The following is a 19,515-nucleotide window of genomic DNA, read 5'->3' on the forward strand; positions in this document are numbered from 1 at the left end:
CCATACGGGCCACGATATCGACGTCTGCGGTCCAGCCGACCCCCAGAAGCAACGGTTCCGGGGAGGTGCCCCCGCCCCGCGCGTCCGTCGACGGACTTCTGACTCAGGACACTAGGGCGGCTCAGCCGCGCGTGGCGGCCGCGGGCTCGGGGACGTCGAGGGTCGTCACGCGGCGCAGCTCGCGGCGGTATGTCGTGTCGTCGAACGGGCAGGCGCGATGCATCGTGGCGCGGTTGTCCCAGATCACGAGGTCGCCGACGCGCCAGGCGTGACGGTAGACGAGCTCCGGCCGGGTCGCGTGCTCCATCAGGTCCCGCAGGAGGAGCCGCCCCTCGGGGACCGGCCAGTCGAGGATCCGCGACGCGTGCGACGCGAGGTAGAGCGACCGGCGCCCCGAGCGCGGGAGCGTGCGGACGAGCGGGTGGACGGCGCCCGGGAGCTTCTCCTGCTCCTCCGCGGAGAACTCGAACCCGAGCGTCTGGCGCGAGTGGGCGATCGAGTGGTGGACGCGCAGGCCCTCGAGGCGCGCCTTCGTCTCGTCGGGCAGCGTGTCGTACGCGGAGCGCATGTCGGCGAACTCGGTGTCCGCCGCGACGGCGGGGACGACCTTGGCCGAGAGCATCGAGTACCGTCCGGGCGGGTCCACGAACGACGCGTCGGTGTGCCAGAGGCGATTGCCGAGCGTGTACATGCGGCGGCGGTCCGTCGATCCCAGGATGCCGCCGTCCGCCGCGACGTTCGAGATGTCGGAGAGCGCCTCGTCGCCGAGGCGGTTCTTGCCGAGGGCGGCGCTGCCCGTCCGCGTGTGGAGCTGGCCGTCGAGCCGCTGGGCGAACGCGAGCTGCTCGTCGTCGGTGAACGGCTGGTCGCGGAACACGAGGATGGCGTGCTCGTCCATCCCCGCGCGGATCTCGGCGAGCGTCTCTCCGTCGTGAGCCCGGCGGAGATCGACCGGGCCGATCTCGGCGACGAAGCGCGGGTGCAGCCGTCGGAACGTCAGGGCCATGCGGGCGCCTCCTCTGAACGGCTATTATGCCCCGAAAGCCCGGCGGCACGCGGCGGCGCCGATCGAGTATCCTCGGGACCACACGGGAGGACGCCATGGCACGGGTGACGGGACTCGGACACGTCGGGATCTACGTGCGCGACCTCGAGCGGATGGTCGCCTTCTACCGGGACGTCCTGGGCATGCGGGTCACCAAGCAGAACTGGCGCGCCGGTGTGGTTTTCCTGAGCGCGGACCCGGAGGCCGTGGACCACGAGATCGCGCTCATGCGGGGACGACCCTCCGCGGACGATCCCCACCTGATCCAGCAGATCTCGATGCGGGTCGCCACGCTCGACGATCTCCGCGCCTTCCACCGGCGCCTGGTCGCCGAGGGCTACCGGATCGACGCCGTCGTCAACCACGCCAGCGCCATCGGCTGCTATTTCTTCGATCCCGAGGGCAACCGCACCGAAGTGTTCTGGGTGACGGGCCGGCCGAGCTGGGTGCCCGTCGCGAACCCGATCGACATCGAGCAACCCGACGACGCGATTCTCGGCGAGGTGGATCGACTCTGGCAGAAGGTCCGGCACGTGCCCGTCGGCGGTGTGATGGACGACGCACCGGAAACGCTCGAAATCGCGACGCGGGACTGAAAGGAGACGGCCATGGCGCTGAAACTCACTCGTCGTCGGTTCCTGATCGGCACGGGAGCGGTGGCCGCGATGCCGGCGCCCGCGTTTGCGCAGCAGAAGCCGGTCAAGATCGGCCTCCTCACCGTGAAGACCGGGCCGCTCGCAGCGGGCGGCATCCAGATGGAGCAAGGCACCACCCGCTTCCTCAAGGATCGGAACTACACGCTCGCCGGCCGCAAGGTCGAGCTCGTCGTCGCCGACACCGGCGGCAATCCCGCGGGCACCAAGACGAAGACGCAAGAGCTCGTCGAGCGCGACGGGGTCGACATGATCTTCGGTCCGCTCGCCGCGTTCGAGCTGCTCGCGATCACCGACTATGCCGCGGCCGCGAAGATGCCGATCCTCTCACTCGCCGCGGCGGAGGACATGACGCAGCGCCGGCCCAACCCCTATTTCGTCCGGGCCTCCGGCACTTCGGCGCAGTACCTGCACCCCCTGGCCGACTACGCGGCGAAGGAGCTGAAGTACAAGCGCATCATCACGCTCGCCGACGACTTCGCGTTCGGTCACGAGCAGATGGGTGGCTTCCAGCGCGTGTTCGAGGACGCGGGCGGCCGGATCGTGAAGAAGCTGTGGCCGCCGCTCACGACCCCGGACTACACGCCGTACATCGCGCAGATCAGCGGCGCCGAGGCCGTCATGCAGGGATTCGCGGGATCGAATCCGTTGAAGTTCATGAAGCAGTACCGCGATGCGGGACTCAAGCTCCCGGTCCTCGCCGGCGCGCCGGCCGGCGACGATGCGCTCCTGAAGTCGTTCGGCGACGAGGCGGTCGGAATGATCTCGTCGAACTTCTATACGAACGACCTCGACACTCCGAGCAACAAGCGGCTCATCGACGGGATGGTGCGTGACTACGGCAACGTCCCGGGCACCTACTCCGCCGGTCTCTACATCAACGGGATGGTCGCGGAAGCGGCGCTCGAGAAGACGGGCGGCAAGACCGACGACCGGGAAGCGTTCGTCCAGGCGCTGCGCTCGGTGTCCCTCATCGACACGCCACGCGGACCGTTCACGTTCGACCACTTCGGCAACGTCGTCGGCAACTTCTATATCCGGCGCTGCGAGAAGAAGGGCGACAAGCTGGTCAACACCACGATCAAGACGTATACGAGGGTCAGTCAGTTCTGGACGTACGACGAAAAGTGGTTCCTCTCGCAACCGGTGTATTCGCGCGACTATCCGCCGCTTCGCTCGTGAGGGGGCGACTCACAGGCGCGCCTTTCGGCGCGACGGCCCCCTCCAGGACCTCCCCCAGGATAGGATTGCGGCGGCAAAGCCGCCGCTCGAATCGGACGCGATGAGCCTGTGGCTGGTGCTCGCCGTCAACAGCGTCACGCTCGGCGGCCTCCTCTTTCTCCTGTCCGCCGGCTTCTCGCTGATCTTCGGGTTGATGAAGATCCCGAATCTGACCCACGGCTCGTTCTTCATGCTCGGCGCGTATCTCGCGACGACCCTGATCGCGCACGGCTTCGATTTCTGGACGGCGGCGGTCGTCGGCGGGCTCGGCGTGGCCGCGTTCGGCGGCATCGTCGAGCGGTTCATCCTGCGCCGGCTGCCGGGCGCCGAGCTCGCGCAGGTGCTGGTGACCCTGGGCCTCTCGTTCATGATCGCGGACGTCTGTCTGATGGTGTGGACCGGCGATCCGATCCGGATCGACACGCCACCCGCGCTGCGCGGGGCGACGGCCTTCGCCGGCCTCGCGTTTCCGACGTATCGCCTCGCCATCAGCGGGATCGCCGTGATCTTCGCCGCCGTGCTCTGGGCGCTGCTCGATCGTACGCGCCTCGGGGCGATGATCCGCGCCGGCGTCGACGATCCCGCGATGGCGCGCGTCGTCGGCATCCGGGTCTCTCGCCTCTTCACGATCGTCTTCTGCCTCGGCGCGTGGCTCGCGGGATTCGCCGGCGTCATCGGCGGGCCGATCCTCTCCGTCTATCCCGGCCTCGATCAGGAGATGCTGCCGCTCGCGCTCGTCGTCGTGATCCTCGGCGGCAGCGGCTCGCTGCTCGGCTCGTTCGTCGGCAGCTTCGTCGTCGGCTTCCTCTACAACTTCGGCCAGGCGATGTTTCCGGAGCTCGCCTACGTCGTGCTCTTCCTGCCGATGCTCATCGTCCTGGTGGTGCGGCCGCAGGGACTCTTCGGGCGGCAGGCGATATGAAGCGCCTCGCGCTCGTCGTCGCGCTCGCGCTCGCCGCGACGGTGCCGCTGTGGGTCAGCGGCACCTATTACGTCAACATCGCCAGCCAGATCCTCTTCTACGCGATCTTCGCGCTCGGGATCAACGTCCTGGCCGGCTACGCGGGCCTCGTCACGCTCGGCCACGCCGGGCTGTTCGGCATCGCCGCGTACGCCGGCGCGCGAATCATGAACGCCGGCGCCGGCCACCTGGCCGTCGCGGCGGGGGCCCTGGCGGTGACGCTCGTCGCCGCGGCGGTCTTCGCGGCGCTGGCGCTGCGCGGCACCGGGCTCGGCTTCGTCATGATCACCGTGGCGCTCGGCCAGATCGTGTGGGGCGTCGCCTATCGCTGGATCAGCATCACCGGCGGCGACAACGGCATCTCCGTCAGGGGCCGGCCGAGCCCGCTCGGGCTCTCGCTCGCCGCGCCGACGGCGTTCTACTGGGCGACGCTCGTCGTGTTCCTCGTCGCTGTCGTCTCGATGGCGATCTTCGCCGCCTCGCCGTTCGGCGCGAGCGTGTGCGGCACCCGGGACCAGCCGCGGCGCATGAACGCCCTCGGCTACCACGTCTGGATGATCCGCTTCCTCGCCTTCGTCTTCTCGGGCTTCTGGAGCGGCGTCGCCGGGCTGCTCTTCCTCTACTACAACCAGTTCGTGAGCCCGCAGGCGGTCGCGCTCACCGCCTCGGCCGAAGCGCTGCTGATGGTGATCTCGGGCGGCACGGGGACGCTGCTCGGGCCGATCGCCGGCGCCGCGCTGGTCGTCATCATGAAGAACGTCGCGAGCGCCTACATCGAGCGCTGGAACTTCGTGCTCGGCGCGATCTTCGTCGTCATCGTCGTCTTCATGCCCGAGGGGCTGGTGCCGGGCACGGCGCGCCTCGGGCGCTGGGCGCTCGCGGCGGTACGCCCGCGCGCGGCGCCGCGACTGGGCGCGCCGGGCCCGGAAGACGCGTAGGATAGGGAAACGCATGGCCCTGCGATTCGGCGTCTTCGACCACATCGAGCCGGTGCCGGGGCTGCGGCTCGATCGGATCTATCGCGAGCGTCTCCTCCAGATCGAGCGCCTCGACGCGGCCGGCTTCTACGCCTATCACCTGGCCGAGCACCACACGCCCGCGATCCATAGTCTCGCGCCGTCCCAGAACGTGTTCCTGGGCGCGGTGGCCCAGCGCACGAGGCACCTGCGCTTCGGCCCCTGCGTCTACGTGCTGCCGCTGCACCATCCGCTCCGCCTGATCGAGGAGATCAGCATGCTCGACAATCTGAGCGGCGGACGCCTGGAGATCGGCGTGGGCCGCGGCGGCGTCATGGAGGCCTACTTCTGGGGCCAGGAGGCCGACCCCGAGACCAACTACGCGCGGTATCTCGAGACGCTGGCGATCATCCGCGAAGGGCTCAGCCACGACCGGCTCACGTATGCCGGCCGCTTCCACAGCTTCGAGGATCTCCCGATGTATCTGCGCCCGTTGCAGACGCCGTATCCACCGCTCTGGTACATGCGCAATCCCGTGACCGCGGCGATGGACGGGATGCACACCATCATCGTCGGCTCGCTCGACGGCCTCGCCGTCGCGGTCCCGCGCTACCGCGCCACCTGGGAGGAGCATCAGGGCGTGGGCGCCCTGACGGTGCAGGGGGACGCGCCGATGATCGGCCTCGTCGTCCACCTGGTGGTGGCGGAGACGGACGACGAGGCGATCAGGATCGCGACGCCGGCCTGGGAGAAGTATCGCTGGAACCTCGCCGCCCCGCGCCGGCTCGAGGCGGAGAAGCGCGGGCTCAGCCAGTTCATGTCGACCAAAGACGGCTCGTTCGGCTTCGTCGGAGACCGCCCCACGGGGTTGCCGACCCGGGAGCTACGGCGGGACATCGACGCCGAGCTCGAGCGCTTCGACCAGCAGGCGGGCCGGCCCCATCCCAACCGCCTGGGCGGCGTGGCCCTGGCCGGCTCCCCGGCGGCGGTGCGGGAATACATGGACGAGTACCTGGCGACCGGGGCCAACTACTTCGTCTGCTCCTTCCAGTGGGGCGATCTCACCCACGAGCACGCGATGCGATCCATCGAGCTCTTCACGGCGGAAGTGATGCCCCGGTACACGCCGCGGTCCGTCGCGGCGCGCGCGCATCCCGCGCCTGACGCCCGATGAAGATCGCCGTCAAGGCGCGGAACGGGGCGCGCGACTTCGAGTGCGCCGCCGGGGAGAAGATCCTCCACGCCGCGCTCCGGGGCGGGGTCGAGCTGTCCTACGAGTGCGCCACGGGCACGTGCGGCACGTGCAAGGCCCGGCTGGTGAGCGGACGCGTCGAGAGCGAGTGGCCCGCCGCGCCGGGCACGCGGTATCTCAAGGGCGAGGCCGAGCTGCTCACGTGCCAGAGCGTGGCCCTGGACGATTGCGCCCTCGAGGTCGCGGCGTTGAAGTCGCGCGAGCCGGACGCCCCCGTGCCGCGTGCCCTGGCGGGGACCGTGCGCGGGCGCCGGCCCCTGACGCACGACGTGGTCGCCTTCGACCTCGACCTCGACGGCGCGCTCGATTTCGCCGCCGGCCAGTTCGCCCTCCTCACCGTGCCGGGGATCGCCGGGGCGCGCGCCTACTCCATGGTCAACTTCGACCGGCGCGCCGAGCGGCTGTCGTTCGTGGTGAAGAAGAAGCCCGGCGGCGCCGTGAGCGAGTGGCTCTTCGGCGACGGGGTCGAGGGCGCCCGCCTCGGCGTCTTCGCGCCGCTCGGCCACGCGACGTTCCATCCCCCGGTGCCGAGGCACGTCCTCTGCGTCGCGGGGGGCAGCGGGATCGCCGGCATGATGTCGATCCTCTCGCTCGCCTGCCGGGAGGCTCACTTCGCCGGCTGGGACGGGCACGTCTTCTTCGGCGTCCGCACCGCGCGCGACGGCTTTTTTCTCGACGAGCTGGAGGCGTTCCGGGCGCGGTACCCGGCGCGGCTCTCCGTGACCGTCGCGCTCTCGGACGAGGACGTGCCGGCCTCGCTGCCCGCCGCCTATCCGGGATTCGCGTTCGCGCGGGGCCTCGTCCACGTCGTGGCCGGCGAGCGCATGGCGGGCCGCTTCGCCGACGTCCGCGCCTACGTCGCGGGGCCGCCCCCGATGGTCGACGCGTGCCTGCGCCTGCTGCTGCGCGAGGCGCGGCTGCCGCCCGCCGACATCCGCTACGACAAGTTCAGCTGAGCGAAAGGAGCGGCGATGGGCCAGTACGATCGGCACGTGTTCGTCTGCACGGGCGGCGAGACGTGCCCGACGCAGGGCGACGTCGAGAAGTTCGTCAAGGTCCTCCGCGACGGGGCGCGCCAGGCCGGCAAGCAGGCGGACGTGCGCATCAACAAGTCCGGCTGCTTCTCGCAGTGCGGCCACGGCCCGATGATCGTCGTCTATCCCGAGGACGTCTGGTACGCGGGCGTCCGGGAGTCGGACCTCCCGGAGATCCTCGCCTCGCACATCGTCGGCGGCCGGCCCGTCGAGCGTCTCCGCTACGCCCCCGGGGTGCCGGGGCCGAACACGATCGAGCCCGCGAAGCAGGACGCGGCGCCCGCGCCGCGCGAGCCCGCGTGGACGCGCGTGTGCGCGTCCGGCGACGTGCCGGCGAACGGCATGAAGGAGTTCGCCGTCGACGGCGTCGGCGTCCTCGTCGTCCACACCGGGGACGCGTTCGTCGCGTTCCAGGCGATGTGCCCCCACGAGGCGGTGCCCCTCGAGCAGGGCGTGCACGACGGCGCCGTCCTGACGTGCCTCGAGCACATGTGGCAGTTCGACGTCAGGACCGGCGCGCCGCTGGGCGACGCGCAGACGGCGCTCCGGGGGTATCGGCTGCAGGAGGAGCGGGGCGAGCTGTACGTCGGGCTCGACAGCTGAGCGCGCTGGCCGTCCGGGAGCTCGAGAAGTCGTTCGGCGGCCTGCGCGTGACCGCCGCCGTGAGCCTCGCCGTCGAGCCGGGCGAGCGCCGGCTCATCATCGGCCCGAACGGCGCCGGCAAGACGACGCTGTTCAACCTCATCACCGGCGAGCTCCGGCCCGACCGCGGCGCGATCACGCTCTTCGATCGCGACATCACCCGGGTGCCGAGCCGGCGGCGCCCGCACCTCGGCATCGGCCGCACCTACCAGATCATCACCCTCTTCCCGCACGAGACGCTGCTACGCAACGTCACGCTGTCCCTGCTCGGCCTGTCGCCCCTGCGCTGGAACCCCATCGTCAGGCTCGAGCGCCGGGAGGCGCTGATCGCGCGGGCGCGCGCGGTGCTGGCGCGGGTCGCGCTCGACCACCTCGCCGACCGGCCGCTCGCCCAGACCTCCTACGGCGAGCGCCGGCGCGTCGAGATCGCGATGGCGCTCGCCCAGAACCCGCGGGTGCTCCTGCTCGACGAGCCCTTCGCCGGGCTCTCGGTCGAGGAGCGGCGCGACGTGCTCCGGCTCGTCACGGGCATCCCGCGCGACGTGACGATCGTCATGATCGAGCACGACATGGACACGGCGCTCGACTTCGCCGAGCGCATCACCGTCCTGCACTTCGGCGAGGTCGTCGTCGAGGGCACGCGCGGCGAGGTGGTCGCCCACCCGCGCACGCGGGAGATCTACCTTGGCGAGTGACGCGCTCGTGCTCGACGGGATCGACGCCTTCTACGGCGACAGCCACGTGCTGCACGGCGTGTCGCTGCGTCTGCCGGAGGGCCGGCTGCTCGGCCTGCTCGGCCGCAACGGCGCCGGCAAGTCCACGTCCATGAACGTGACCGTCGGCCTCCTGCCCCCGCGGCGCGGCGTGGTCGCGGTCTACGGCCGCGCGGTCACGGGTCGCGCCCCCGAGGCCATCGCCGCGCACGGCGTCGCGCTCGTGCCGCAGGGGCGCCGGGTCTTCCGGAGCCTCACCGTGCGCGAGAACCTCGCGGTGGCCGCGCGCAGGCCGCGCGGCGGCCTGCCGATGCTGTGGACGCTCGACTCCGTCTACGCGATCTTCCCGCACCTCCGCCAGCGCCACGGGCAGCTCGCCGGCTCCCTCTCCGGCGGCGAGCAGCAGATGCTGGCGATCGGCCGCGCCCTGATGTCGAACCCGCGCGTGCTCCTGATGGACGAGCCGTCGGAGGGCCTGGCGCCGCAGATCGTCGCGGAGGTCATGGCGACCATCCGCCGCCTCAAGGCGCAGGGGCTCTCCATCGTGCTCGTCGAGCAGAACCCCAAGCTGGTGTTCGACGTCGCCGACGACATCGTCGTCCTCAACAGCGGCCGCGTCGTCGTCCAGGGATCCGTGGCGGAGCTCCGGACGAGCGGCGTGGACCTGCGCCAGCACCTGGGCATCTACTGACCGAAAGGAGATCCATGCGCTCCATCGACATCCACGCCCATCTGACCCCCCAGTGCTTCTGGCGCGCGACGGAGAACGGCGGCGACTGGCACACCATCACGCGCGAGAAGGATGCGCGGGGCGCGGCGGTCGCCATCGTCGGCGGCCAGCGGCACCCGCTGCCGCCGCGCGCCAGGTGGACGCCGGAGGAGCGCCTCGCCGACATGGATTCGCTCGGCGTGGACGTCCACGTCGTCTCGCCCTACGTCGGGTTCTACAACTACCACCTCGACACGGCACTCGCGGTCGCGACCGCCCGGGCCACGAACGACGAGATCGGCGACATGGCGCGCGCGTGGCCCCGGCGCTTCGCCGGGCTCGGCACGCTCCCCATGCAGGACGTGAAAGCGGCGATCGCCGAGCTCGAGCGGTGTATGACCCGGGTCGGCCTCAAGGGCGTGGAGATCAACGATCACATCAACGGCAAGACGCTCGAGGAGCCGGAGTTCCGGCCCTTCTGGAAGGCCGCGGAGCAGCTGGGCGCCCTGATCTTCTTCCACCAGGGCGGCGAGACGCTGGTGAGCGCGCGGAGCAGGCGCTATCACCTCCCGAACAGCATCGGCAACCTGGTCGACCGCGCGGTGACGTTCGCCACGCTGGTCCACGGCGGCGTCCTCGACGAGTGTCCGGATCTGAAGATCGTGCTCGGCCACGGCGGCGGGTACACGTGCTACGGGATCGGGCGCATGGACCACGGCTGGCAGGTGCGCGCCGAGGCGCGGGTCCACATCACGAAGCCCCCGAGCGCGTATCTGCGGCGTTTCTACTACGACTGCATCGTCTACACCGAGCCGGCCCTGCGCTACCTCATCGACGCGGTCGGCGTCGACCGGGTCGTGTTCGGGACCGACTGGCCCTACGACATGGCGCTCGACTGGCCCGTGTCCTGGATCCTCGCCATGACGAGCCTGTCGCGGGAGGAGAAAGAGGCGATCCTGTCGAAGAACGTGGAGCGCCTACTGGGCCTCTAGCCGGCGGGCCATCCAGTCCGCCATCAGCGGGCGCGCCTTGTAGGGGATGTTGTCGCAGACGTGGTTGCCCTCGGGGAAGACCACGAGCGTGGTCGGCCCGCCGGCCTCCTTGCGGATCCGCTCGGACTCCTCGACGGGGCACACCGTGTCGAGCCCGCTGTGGACGATGAGGAAGGGGCACGCGAGTCCCGGGAGGGCCCCGGCGAGCGTGAAGGCCCGGGCCCGCGCGCGCGCGGCCTCGTGGCTCGCGACGCCCAGCCCGAACCGCAGGGTGTCCTTGACGCTCGCCGGCAGCCGGTCCCAGATGCCGGCGAGGTCGTAGAAGCCGCCGATGCTGATGCAGGCGGAGAGCCGCCGCTCGAAGGACGCGGCGCGCGGCGCCGCGTAGCCGCCGAAGCTCCGTCCCCAGATGCCGAGATGTCTCGCGTCCACCTCCGGGCGCGTCGCGAGGACGTCGATCACGGCGCCCACCGGCTTCTCGAAATCGGGGCGGAGCTTCATCGCGGCCCACGTGAGACCCTGGCCCGGGCCGTCGTAGCTGAAGGTCGCCACGCCGCGCCGGAGGAACTCGTTCTCGAGCGTGTAGAACTCCTCCTTCGTGGAGTCGGCGCCGGGGTTGAGCAGCACGCACGGGGCGGGCCGGACGCCGCGCGGGACGCGCAGGTTCCCGGTGAAGGCGATGCCCTCGAACGGGACCTCGAGCTGCTGCGCGGGCGGCGACAGGTGCGGCATCGCCTTGCGATAGGCGTCGCGCTGGAGCTCCTGCACCCGGCGCTTCTCGGCGGGATCGTCGAAGAAGACGGACTGCCCGGTGTGGTAGTAGATCGCGGCCCGCACGAACGCCTCGCCCGCCGTGAGCGCGCGGCCCTCGCGCAGCGCCTCGTCACCGAGGCGCTCGTGCGCCCGCGCCATCGCGACCCATTCCGCGCACCAGTCCTCGAAGCGCCGGATCCGGCCGAGGACCGTCTGGGCGTCGTTGTAGTCCACGCCCGACGCGAGCAGGCGCGGATAGCGGAGCCGGATCGTCTCCTTCAGCAGATCGTCGGCCACGCGAGCGCTCCCGGGTCAGTCGCCGCGGGCGATCAGCTCCGCCACCGGCACGCCGGCCCGGAAGCGCTTGACCAGCGCGTCGGGGTCGTACTCGACGCCGATCGGGTTCCGATCGAACGCCGGCGTCCGGAGCCAGTCCTGGCCTTCCTTGGCGGTGGCGAAGTTGTCGATCTGGAGCTCGACGCGGTTGCCGTCGGGATCCCGGTAGTACATCGAGGTCGTCGGCCCGTGGTTGACGCAGAAAAAGGGGCGGATGCCGCGGTCCCGCAGGCGGACGTAGTTGTCGAGGAAGTCCTGCATGGACGCGAAGGTGAACGCCGTGTGGTGCAGGCCGGGCTGCTCGGAGGCCTTGACGCCGAGCTCGGTGTTCGTGTCCTTCGGCGCCAGCGGGCCGAAGTTGAGGAACGCCACGCGGTGGTGCTCGTCGTCGTACGTCGCGAAGCAGAGGTGATCGTTCTCGTAGATCACCCCGGCGCCGAGCACGGCGCAGTACCAGTCGCGCATCTCGGGGATCCGGTTCGTCTGGAACACGACGTGGGCCAGCTTGCTGGGCGGCATCGCGCGATCCTCCTTCTCTCGGGCGCCGGGCTATTCGTAGACGACGACGCTGCGCTTGACCTCGCCCCGCAGCATCAGGTCGAACGCGTGGTTCAGCTCGCCGAGCGGCAGGCGCCGGCTGATCAGCTCGTCGAGGCGGTACCGGCCGCTCATGTAGAGATCGATCAGCATGGGCACGTCGGTCCGCTGGTGCCCGCCGCCGAACGAGCTCCCCGTGAGCACGCGCTGCTGCAGGAGCAGCGAGGGATCGACGGAGAGCCGCGTGCCGGCCGGCGACACGCCGACGATCACGCAGGTGCCGCCGCGGTGGGTCGCGAGGAGCGCCTGCTCGATCGTCCGCTGGGTGCCCACCGCCTCGAAGGCGAAGTCCACGCCGCCCCGGCCGGCGAGGGCCTGGACGCGCGCGACGGGGTCCTCGTGCGAGGCGTCCACGACGTGCGTCGCGCCGAACTCCTCGGCCCAGGCGAGCTTCTGCTTCACCACGTCCACGCCGATGATCGTCCCCGCGCCCACGAGGCGCGCCGCCTGGATCGTGTTCAGGCCCACGCCGCCGCAGCCCCAGACGGCCACGCTCGCGCCGGGCGGTACCTTGGCGCGGTTGAAGACCGGCCCGGCGCCGGCGAGGACACCGCAGCTCACGAGGCACACGACGTCGAGCGGCGCGTCCTTCCTGATGGGGATGACGCTTTCCTCCGGCAGGACGGAATGCGTCGCGTAGCCCGAGACCTGGAGGAAGTGGTGGAGGCCCTGGCCGTTCTTCCGGAACCGCGGCGTGCCGTCGAGCATGAACCAGCGGGGCTTGTCGCGCAGCGCGCACATGGTGGGCTGGCCGCCGATGCAGTACCAGCACTTGCCGCACGACGGGATGTAGCTCGAGCAGACGTGATCGCCCGGCGTCACCGTCTCGACGCCCGGGCCGACCTGCTCGACGACCCCGGCCGCCTCGTGGCCGAGCACCACGGGCAGGGGATGCGGGTAGTCGCCCGTGATCACGTGCAGGTCGCTGTGGCAGACGCCGTTCGCCGCCCACCGCACGAGCACCTCGTGCGCGCCGGGCTCGCCGAGCTCCACCTCTTCCACCACGACCGGCTTCCTCGTGTCGTACAGGACCGCCGCCGTCACGCGCATGGCCGCCCTCCCGCCGGATGTCGTCGCGGGTAGTCTCTGCGAATCCGGGCGGCTCCGCAAGTCGGCGGCCCGCGGCGTCCGCGTGTGACCTAGAGCGGGAGCGGCGTGGGGCGGAGGCCGAGCGGCGCGGCGATCTTGTAGTACGAGGTGAGGAAGCCCTCCCACCACTCGCGGCGCTCGCCGCCCCTGGCCACCTCGACGAAGAGGCGCAGGCTCTCGTCCTGCCACGCTTGGATCACGTCGAGGTTCGCGGGGTCTTCCTCGACCAGCGCTTTCACGAGCGCGCGCGCATAGCTGATGTGGCGGGTCTCGTCGCGGAGCCGGGCGCGGTGGTTGACGGCGGAGAGCAGGTCGCCGCGGGCCTCGGCGCCGTCCGCGAGGACGGTGAAGGTGCCGGGCCCGGCGGCGCCCTCGGCCACGAAGTTCGCCTTGACGATGATCTCGATGGGATCCTCGAGCGTCAGCACGTGGCGGAAGAAGCGGCACGTCGTGCCCGGCTGCTCCCAGGCCGGCAGCCAGTCGCGCGCGGGGATCCCCGCGCGCTCGAAGACCTCGGTGTCCATCTCCAGGTGGCGCTGCTCGTCGGCGAGCTGGAACAGACAGCACTTCTTGAGCTCCTCGAAGGGTGCCCCGGCCGCGGCGGTCGCGATGTAGTGCGTCGCCGATTCCTCGGAGTAGTAGTTGTTCGCGAACTGATCGATCGCGCGCTCGACGTAGCGCGGGCTGACGGTCCTGAACTCGAGCGCGTCCCGGGGGATGGCCGCCCGCTCGGCGAGGTACCGCTCGCGCTCGCGGGCCTGGAGCGCGATGTAGCGCTCCCAGGTGAGGCCCGCGGGGTCCTTGAAACGGCTCGGGTCCTTGAGCGCGATTCGCCGGCTCGACATGCCCGATGCCGATGCTACACCCGTCGGCCGCCGGGCGGGAGGAGGGTCAGCGCCGAGCGGTCAGCGGGTCCACGCCTGACGGACGGAGTCTATGGCCGTCTGCAGCGCGTGCCTGATCGTGTCCAGGTTCACCCCGGGATCACCGAGCAGGACGATGAAGCCCACCGGCGTGCCGCCGAGGAAGACGGTCCCGTTGCCGGCGGCGAACTCGGCCATCATGGCGATGCCGCGTCGGACACGGGGCCCCCGCAGCTCGAGCTCGCGGCCGAGCGTGGCCGCCAGCGCCGACAGCGGCTCCACCGGGACCTCGCCGGGAAGCTGGGCCGCGATCACGAGCCCGTCGGGGGCGACGAACAGCCCGCCGCGGACGTGGTCGAGCCTCACGAGCTGGCCGAGCACCTCGCGGAGGTCGCGGCCGCGCGCCGGGCGCGCGTCGGGGGAGGCGCTGACGGCGCCGTTGGTCGTCATCACGCGACTCGGTTCGCCAGCTCGGTGCGGCAATTGCCCCACACCCGGTCCAGGTGGGTGAGGGCCGTGGCGGGCCGCATGTCGCGGCTGAACGCGATCGAGAGGACGATCTCGCCGTCGGCGCGGAGGAGCGTCGTCTCGCCGCCGCCGTCGATGACGGCGTGCTGCAGCGGTCCGAGCCCGCACCGCGCGAGCATCGCGGAAGCGATCTTACACAGCTGCGCGACGCGCGCGGTCAGCTCCGGAGTCCGCAGTCCCCTCGGCTGGGCGACGATCGGTGTGCCGTCGACCCGCGCGACCAGCACTTCGTGGGTCTCGGCGGGCACGTGCAGCCGGTCCGCGCTGATGCCGTCGGCCGGCTGCGCCGGGCGGGTCGCGGGAGCGCTCGCGACGGGGCTCTGGACGACGTCGAGCAGCGCCCGGGCTTCGGGGAAGTCCGGGTAGCGCGCCAGTGCGCGGGTGAGGAGATCCTTGCAGTAGCCGGCGTCACCTTTCTCCAGGGCGATCCGGGCGAGCCCCAGCAACGCGCGCGGGTGAGTCGGCTCGAACGCCAGGACGCGCTCGAACGCGGCCCGCGCCATGTCCATCTCCCGGAGCGCAGCGTGGAGGGAGCCCGCCAGGAGGTGCCCGACGGCGTTGTCGGGATCCAGTCGCAGTCCCTCGGTGACGAGAATCGCCGCTTCCTCGAACCGCCCCTGATCGCGAAGACGCCTCGCGCGCAGGAAGAGCTCCATGACCGTCGGCGACCGCCTGCTCCAGATGCGTGTCAGCACCATGACGCTTTTCCCGGACATTCAAGTTCCCCGCCAGATACACGTCCCCGTTGAAAATCCAACGTTCCGAGCCATCCGTGATGGCCTCCAGGCCAGGGTGGCATGAGCAAAAGTGACCCGCTGTCACTATGAGGGGACCGGCGGGACCGCAAAACCGGGGGGCGTCGGCTCCGACTTTCTTCACACCCCCGCGAGTCTCACGGCCAAATCCGCTTGGAATTTCCGGTATTGGCAGCCCGGTTGCACCTCCAATGTCCGGCTGACACCAGCACGGCATTTTCGGAAGGAGGCCGGGGTCGATGGGCAAGGTCATGGTGGTCGACGACGCGTATTCGGAGCTCCAGGTGATGGAGGCCATTCTCCGGTCGGCGGGTCACGACGTGGTGACGTACCTCGACGGCGACCAGCTCGAAGACAGGATCGCGACGGAACGGCCGGACGTCGTGCTGCTGGACATCGTGATGCCAAAACGGAACGGCTTCGACGCGCTCCGCGGCCTCCGAAGGGACGAGCGCACCCGAGAGACGCGTGTCGTCGTGGTGAGCTCGAAGAACCAGGAGAGCGATCGCACCTGGGGCCTCCGGCAGGGCGCGGACGAGTACCTGCCGAAGCCATTCACGGCCGAGCAGCTGCTGACGGCCGTCCGCCGGTTCCTGCGGTGACGACGGGTCTGCTCGACGTCACCGCCGCGGTCCGGGCCTGCGTGTTCACGCTCGCCGGCGAGCCGTTCGCGCTCGACGTCGCGCGGATCCGGGAGCTGACGGTGTTCGACGGGTGGACCACGGTGCCGCGGGCCTCGCGTCACGTCATCGGCGCCGCGAACCTCCGCGGCGACGTGGTGCCGATCGCGGACGCCCGGGCCCTGCTGGGACTGCCGGCGGGCCGAGGCGGGCGACGACTGCGGACGCTGGTCGTCGCGGCCGACGGGCTCGAGGCGGCCCTGGTCATCGACGAGGTCCTCGGCCTCGAAGCGTTCGCCGGGGTCACGCCGCTCGAGGACGCGGGCCCGCAGACCCACGGCGAGTGGGCGCTCGGGTTCCTGCGCCGCGAGGATCGCCTCGTCCCGTTGCTCGATCCGGCCAGGCTCCTGCGTGCATTGCGAGCGGAGGGCTGACGATGGAACGGCGGACCGTTCTCCAGATCCTGTCCGGGGCGCTGGTCGGCGGCCTCCTGCCGGGCGGCTCCCCGCGGGCGTGGGCCGAGACGCCGGGGCGGGGTGGGACCGCGAGCGCGCCCGGCGTCACCGGGAGGGACATCAAGATCGGCGTGAGCGCCGCGTTCAAGGGGCCCTCGGCGGGCCTCGGCACCGAGCTGTATCGCGGCGCGCAGGCCTTGTACACCGAGGTCAACGCGCGCGGCGGCGTGCACGGCCGCACGCTCTCGATGGTCGCGCTCGACGACGGCTACGAGCCGACGCCGTGCATCAAGAACACGATCCAGCTCATCGAGAAGGAGCAGGTCTTCTTCCTCTCGAACTACGTCGGCACGCCGACGCTCACGCGCGCGCTGCCCGTGATCAAGCGCTACGCGGACCAGCAGGTGATCCTGGTCGGCAACTTCACGGGCGCCCAGCCCCAGCGCGAGGAGCCCTACGTCGAGCACGTCTTCAACATCCGCGCCTCCTACCGGCAGGAGATGATGGCGCTGGTCGAGCGCTTCTGGCAGGCGGGCGCCCGGTCCTTCGGCGTCTACTACCAGATCGACGCGTACGGCCGCAGCGGGACCGACGGCGTGGCCCGCGGGCTCGCCCAGCGCGGGGCCAAGATCGTCGCCGAGGCCACCTACGTCCGGGGCGCCAAGTTCGAGGACGACATGAGCCCGGCCGTGAAGGCGCTCCGGCAGGCCGGCGTGGACGTGGTGCTCTGCACCGGCGCCTATCAGGGCTGCGGCGCCTTCGCCAGGACCGCGCGCGACCTGGGCTGGACCGTGCCGATCTCCAACGTCTCGTTCGTCGGCTGCGAGGCGATGCTGAGCCTCCTCCTGAAGCACGGCGCGGTCACCGGGCGCGACTACACCCCGGCGCTGATCAACTCGCAGGTGGTGCCGAGCTACGACGACGTGAGCCTGCCGGGCGTCGCCGAGTACCGGGCGCTCATGGAGAAGCACAAGCCGTCCGTGCCGGACGCGCTGCGCGACCCGAAGTACGTGCCCGAGCTCTTCAACTTCCGCAGCCTCGAGGGCTTCGTCAACGCCAAGGTGATCGTGGAGGGTCTGCGCCGCGCCGGACCGAGTCCGACGCGCGCCGGCTTCCGGCAGGCGCTCGAGTCGCTGAGGAACTTCGACCTCGGCATCGGCGCGCCGCTCACCTTCGGGCCGGAGCGGCATCAGGGACTGGACAGCGTGTATTTCACCCGCGTCGAGAACGGACGGTGGGTCCCGGTCGTGGACTGGGCCGCTGCGGTGAAAGCATGAACAAACAGCGCAAGCCCCGATTCGGTCTCCTGACGAAGATCATCCTGTTCCTGGCCGCGGCCCTCGTGCCGCTGGCGGCCATCACGTGGTGGATCTCCGTCCAGGCGCTGACGAAGAGCATGACCGAGGAATTCACCTCCAAGGGCTCCGCGATCGCCAAGAGCCTGGCGAGCTCCGGCGTCGACCTCCTGCTCACGCGCGACGCCTCCACGGTGCAGGCGGTCGTGGACCAGTTCGGCGCCATCAGCGGTGTCAAGTACGTCATGGTGTACGACCCGCACAAGACGCTGGTCGCGCACACCTTCTCGCCGCTGGTCCCCGCCGGCATCGTCGAGAGGAACGCGGTGCCCGGCGAGGCGGCGCAGCAGATCAAGGAGATCGCGTATCCCGATCCGGTCACGGGCGCCGAGCAGCGGATCATCGACATCGGCGTGCCGGTGCTCGCGGGTCAGCTGGGAACGGTCCGCGTGGGCATGGACAAGTCGATCATCACCACGGCCGCCGCCCGGTCCGGCCGGTACCTGCTGCTCGTCTTCGGCGGCATCGCGGTCCTCGCGGTCCTGGCCGGCGTCGTCTTCGCCCATCGCATCACGAAGCCGGTGGTGCAGGTGGTCCGCGTGGCCGAGCGCGTGGGCCACGGGGATCTCTCGAAGCTGGTGCCCGTCTCGTCCCACGACGAGATCGGTCAGCTCGCGATGACGTTCAACGACACCGTCGTGCGGCTGCGCTCGCTGGTGCAGACCGAGACCGAGCGCGACGAGGAGCGGAAGAAGCGCGAAGACCTGCAGAAGAACATCACGCGCTTCCTCGAGGCGGCGACCGAGATCGCGCAGGGCGACCTCACGCGGCGGGGCGAGGTGACCTCCGACGTCCTCGGCAGCGTCGTCGACGCCATCAACGTGATGGTCGGCGAGCTGGCGGGGATCATCGAAGGCGTGCGCGAGGCTGCCCAGCAGGTGAACGCGAACGCCAGCGAGATGATCGGCGCCATGGAGCAGACCGCGGCCGGCGCCCAGGCGCAGTCGCGCGAGGCCGTCGGCCTCAGCGGCACGATGGAGGGGCTCACGCGCTCCATGCGGCGCGTGGCCGAGATCGCCGAGGCGGCGGCCGCGGCGGCGCGGCTCGCGCACGACTCCGCCGCGAAGGGCGAGCACGCGACGCAGGCGAGCCTGGCCGGCATGCAGCGGATCCGCGGCGAGGTGCAGGGGATCTCGAAGAAGATCAAGAGCCTCGCCGACCGCTCGCTCGAGATCTCGGAGATCGTCAACACGATCGAGGAGATCGCGTCGCAGACGAACCTCCTGGCGCTCAACGCCGCCATCGAGGCGGCGGGCGCCGGCGAGTCGGGCCTCCGCTTCGCCGTCGTGGCCGACGAGGTCCGCAAGCTCGCCGAGCGCTCGTCCAAGGCGGCCAAGGACGTCGTGGTCCTCATCAAGAGCATCCAGACCGAGACGCAGCAGGCGGTCCTCGCGATGGAGGAAGGCACCAAGGAAGTCGAAACCGGCTACAAGGTCACCGTCGAGGCCGGCACGAGCCTGCACCAGATCGGCGAGATCTCGCAGAAGTCCGCCGCGCTGGCGAACGACATCTCGCGGGCGACGCAGGAACAGGTGCGCGGCGTGGAGGACGCCGCGGTCGCCGTCCAGTCGATCGCGGGCGTGGCGGTTCACACGGAAAAGGCCGTCGTCGAGACCCGCAAGACCATGGACCAGTTGGTCCGGCTGGCCGAGGAGCTGATGGCGAGCCTCTCGCGGTTCAAACTGGCCGCCTGAGGAGCCGCTCGCCCGGAGGCGCCGCGTGGCCGAGGGCATCGACAGCGAGTTCTTGCGGAGCGTCTTCTTGATGGAGGCGTGGGACACCCTCGCCGCCGTGGAAGAGGGCCTCCGCGCGCTCAAGGGAACGCCGGCCGACGGCGGGGCCGAGAGCCTCGAGAAGCTGCGGGTCGTGACGCACCGGCTGCGGGGCGCCGCGGCGCTCAACGGCTTCCCGCAGGTGGCGGCCCTCGCCACCGCCATGGAGGAAACGGTCGAGAGCGCGGCCGGCGCGTCGCCCGCCGCGCGCGCG

General features: G+C 70.8%; 22 protein-coding genes. 15 read left to right on the top strand and 7 right to left on the bottom strand.

Annotated features, from left to right (window positions below; genetic code table 11):
* Positions 1 to 121 precede the first annotated feature (121 nt).
* Positions 122 to 1,006, bottom strand: coding sequence for a TauD/TfdA family dioxygenase (locus VKG64_20220; protein HKB27367.1), 885 nt, complete (start codon positions 1,004 to 1,006; stop codon positions 122 to 124).
* Between the two features lie 95 nt (positions 1,007 to 1,101).
* Between VKG64_20220 and VKG64_20225 the strand changes: the two genes are divergently transcribed.
* From VKG64_20225 to VKG64_20270, 10 genes are all read left to right on the top strand, one after another.
* Positions 1,102 to 1,641: a VOC family protein gene (locus tag VKG64_20225; protein HKB27368.1), complete on the top strand. Its 540-nt coding sequence runs from the start codon at positions 1,102 to 1,104 to the stop codon at positions 1,639 to 1,641.
* 12 nt (positions 1,642 to 1,653) lie between these two features.
* On the top strand, positions 1,654 to 2,880 hold the full coding sequence (locus VKG64_20230; protein HKB27369.1) for an ABC transporter substrate-binding protein: 1,227 nt from the start codon (positions 1,654 to 1,656) through the stop codon (positions 2,878 to 2,880).
* 100 nt (positions 2,881 to 2,980) lie between these two features.
* Positions 2,981 to 3,841, top strand: coding sequence for a branched-chain amino acid ABC transporter permease (locus VKG64_20235; GenBank protein HKB27370.1), 861 nt, complete (start codon positions 2,981 to 2,983; stop codon positions 3,839 to 3,841).
* A complete protein-coding gene (locus VKG64_20240) occupies positions 3,838 to 4,818 on the top strand; it encodes a branched-chain amino acid ABC transporter permease (GenBank protein HKB27371.1) in 981 nt (326 codons plus the stop codon). Before VKG64_20235 ends, VKG64_20240 begins: the two co-directional genes overlap by 4 nt.
* 13 nt (positions 4,819 to 4,831) lie before the next feature.
* Positions 4,832 to 6,010, top strand: coding sequence for an LLM class flavin-dependent oxidoreductase (locus VKG64_20245; GenBank protein ID HKB27372.1), 1,179 nt, complete (start codon positions 4,832 to 4,834; stop codon positions 6,008 to 6,010).
* Positions 6,007 to 7,044, top strand: coding sequence for a 2Fe-2S iron-sulfur cluster binding domain-containing protein (locus VKG64_20250; protein HKB27373.1), 1,038 nt, complete (start codon positions 6,007 to 6,009; stop codon positions 7,042 to 7,044). The genes VKG64_20245 and VKG64_20250 overlap by 4 nt, the downstream gene beginning before the upstream one ends.
* Positions 7,045 to 7,059: 15 nt before the next feature.
* On the top strand, positions 7,060 to 7,725 hold the full coding sequence (locus VKG64_20255; GenBank protein HKB27374.1) for a Rieske 2Fe-2S domain-containing protein: 666 nt from the start codon (positions 7,060 to 7,062) through the stop codon (positions 7,723 to 7,725).
* Between the two features lie 47 nt (positions 7,726 to 7,772).
* Entirely contained in the window at positions 7,773 to 8,459 is a 687-nt protein-coding gene (locus VKG64_20260; protein HKB27375.1) for an ABC transporter ATP-binding protein, read from the top strand.
* Entirely contained in the window at positions 8,449 to 9,168 is a 720-nt protein-coding gene (locus VKG64_20265) for an ABC transporter ATP-binding protein (protein HKB27376.1), read from the top strand. The genes VKG64_20260 and VKG64_20265 overlap by 11 nt, the downstream gene beginning before the upstream one ends.
* 14 nt (positions 9,169 to 9,182) lie before the next feature.
* Positions 9,183 to 10,178 (top strand): amidohydrolase family protein, encoded by a 996-nt coding sequence (locus VKG64_20270; protein ID HKB27377.1) that lies wholly within the window; start codon positions 9,183 to 9,185, stop codon positions 10,176 to 10,178.
* Here the strand turns inward: VKG64_20270 and VKG64_20275 are convergent.
* The 6 genes from VKG64_20275 to VKG64_20300 all read right to left on the bottom strand — a co-directional run bounded on the left by VKG64_20275 (position 10,164) and on the right by VKG64_20300 (position 15,042).
* A complete protein-coding gene (locus tag VKG64_20275; protein ID HKB27378.1) occupies positions 10,164 to 11,228 on the bottom strand; it encodes an alpha/beta hydrolase in 1,065 nt (354 codons plus the stop codon). The genes VKG64_20270 and VKG64_20275 overlap by 15 nt on opposite strands.
* 15 nt (positions 11,229 to 11,243) lie before the next feature.
* Positions 11,244 to 11,786, bottom strand: a complete 543-nt coding sequence (locus VKG64_20280) for a VOC family protein (protein ID HKB27379.1) — start codon at positions 11,784 to 11,786, stop codon at positions 11,244 to 11,246.
* A gap of 30 nt (positions 11,787 to 11,816) precedes the next feature.
* On the bottom strand, positions 11,817 to 12,914 hold the full coding sequence (locus tag VKG64_20285; GenBank protein HKB27380.1) for a Zn-dependent alcohol dehydrogenase: 1,098 nt from the start codon (positions 12,912 to 12,914) through the stop codon (positions 11,817 to 11,819).
* A gap of 89 nt (positions 12,915 to 13,003) precedes the next feature.
* Positions 13,004 to 13,798, bottom strand: coding sequence for a hypothetical protein (locus VKG64_20290; protein HKB27381.1), 795 nt, complete (start codon positions 13,796 to 13,798; stop codon positions 13,004 to 13,006).
* A gap of 60 nt (positions 13,799 to 13,858) precedes the next feature.
* Positions 13,859 to 14,269, bottom strand: a complete 411-nt coding sequence (locus VKG64_20295) for a hypothetical protein (GenBank protein ID HKB27382.1) — start codon at positions 14,267 to 14,269, stop codon at positions 13,859 to 13,861.
* Positions 14,266 to 15,042, bottom strand: coding sequence for a tetratricopeptide repeat protein (locus VKG64_20300; GenBank protein ID HKB27383.1), 777 nt, complete (start codon positions 15,040 to 15,042; stop codon positions 14,266 to 14,268). Before VKG64_20300 ends, VKG64_20295 begins: the two co-directional genes overlap by 4 nt.
* Before the next feature lie 296 nt (positions 15,043 to 15,338).
* Between VKG64_20300 and VKG64_20305 the strand changes: the two genes are divergently transcribed.
* The 5 genes from VKG64_20305 to VKG64_20325 form a co-directional block, all read left to right on the top strand.
* Positions 15,339 to 15,701 (top strand): response regulator, encoded by a 363-nt coding sequence (locus tag VKG64_20305; protein ID HKB27384.1) that lies wholly within the window; start codon positions 15,339 to 15,341, stop codon positions 15,699 to 15,701.
* Positions 15,698 to 16,153, top strand: coding sequence for a chemotaxis protein CheW (locus tag VKG64_20310; GenBank protein ID HKB27385.1), 456 nt, complete (start codon positions 15,698 to 15,700; stop codon positions 16,151 to 16,153). Before VKG64_20305 ends, VKG64_20310 begins: the two co-directional genes overlap by 4 nt.
* 2 nt (positions 16,154 to 16,155) lie before the next feature.
* Entirely contained in the window at positions 16,156 to 17,451 is a 1,296-nt protein-coding gene (locus tag VKG64_20315) for an ABC transporter substrate-binding protein (protein ID HKB27386.1), read from the top strand.
* Positions 17,448 to 19,223 (top strand): methyl-accepting chemotaxis protein, encoded by a 1,776-nt coding sequence (locus tag VKG64_20320; protein HKB27387.1) that lies wholly within the window; start codon positions 17,448 to 17,450, stop codon positions 19,221 to 19,223. The genes VKG64_20315 and VKG64_20320 overlap by 4 nt, the downstream gene beginning before the upstream one ends.
* Before the next feature lie 25 nt (positions 19,224 to 19,248).
* The coding region (locus VKG64_20325; GenBank protein ID HKB27388.1) for an Hpt domain-containing protein at positions 19,249 to 19,515 on the top strand (267 nt) is incomplete at its 3' end.

It is taken from the genome of Candidatus Methylomirabilota bacterium (assembly GCA_035260325.1).
GTDB lineage: Bacteria > Methylomirabilota > Methylomirabilia > Rokubacteriales > CSP1-6 > AR19.

Excerpts from the sequence above, each read along its gene's own strand:
- VKG64_20255 (HKB27374.1), top strand. The coding sequence starts at position 7,060 with ATGGGCCAGTACGATCGGCACGTGTTCGTCTGCACGGGCGGCGAGACG.
- VKG64_20305 (HKB27384.1), top strand. The coding sequence starts at position 15,339 with ATGGGCAAGGTCATGGTGGTCGACGACGCGTATTCGGAGCTCCAGGTG.
- VKG64_20220 (HKB27367.1), bottom strand. The coding sequence starts at position 1,006 with ATGGCCCTGACGTTCCGACGGCTGCACCCGCGCTTCGTCGCCGAGATC.
- VKG64_20250 (HKB27373.1), top strand. The coding sequence starts at position 6,007 with ATGAAGATCGCCGTCAAGGCGCGGAACGGGGCGCGCGACTTCGAGTGC.
- VKG64_20290 (HKB27381.1), bottom strand. The coding sequence starts at position 13,798 with ATGTCGAGCCGGCGAATCGCGCTCAAGGACCCGAGCCGTTTCAAGGAC.
- VKG64_20245 (HKB27372.1), top strand. The coding sequence starts at position 4,832 with ATGGCCCTGCGATTCGGCGTCTTCGACCACATCGAGCCGGTGCCGGGG.
- VKG64_20225 (HKB27368.1), top strand. The coding sequence starts at position 1,102 with ATGGCACGGGTGACGGGACTCGGACACGTCGGGATCTACGTGCGCGAC.
- VKG64_20270 (HKB27377.1), top strand. The coding sequence starts at position 9,183 with ATGCGCTCCATCGACATCCACGCCCATCTGACCCCCCAGTGCTTCTGG.
- VKG64_20315 (HKB27386.1), top strand. The coding sequence starts at position 16,156 with ATGGAACGGCGGACCGTTCTCCAGATCCTGTCCGGGGCGCTGGTCGGC.
- VKG64_20235 (HKB27370.1), top strand. The coding sequence starts at position 2,981 with ATGAGCCTGTGGCTGGTGCTCGCCGTCAACAGCGTCACGCTCGGCGGC.
- VKG64_20240 (HKB27371.1), top strand. The coding sequence starts at position 3,838 with ATGAAGCGCCTCGCGCTCGTCGTCGCGCTCGCGCTCGCCGCGACGGTG.
- VKG64_20285 (HKB27380.1), bottom strand. The coding sequence starts at position 12,914 with ATGCGCGTGACGGCGGCGGTCCTGTACGACACGAGGAAGCCGGTCGTG.
- VKG64_20320 (HKB27387.1), top strand. The coding sequence starts at position 17,448 with ATGAACAAACAGCGCAAGCCCCGATTCGGTCTCCTGACGAAGATCATC.
- VKG64_20300 (HKB27383.1), bottom strand. The coding sequence starts at position 15,042 with ATGGTGCTGACACGCATCTGGAGCAGGCGGTCGCCGACGGTCATGGAG.
- VKG64_20280 (HKB27379.1), bottom strand. The coding sequence starts at position 11,786 with ATGCCGCCCAGCAAGCTGGCCCACGTCGTGTTCCAGACGAACCGGATC.
- VKG64_20230 (HKB27369.1), top strand. The coding sequence starts at position 1,654 with ATGGCGCTGAAACTCACTCGTCGTCGGTTCCTGATCGGCACGGGAGCG.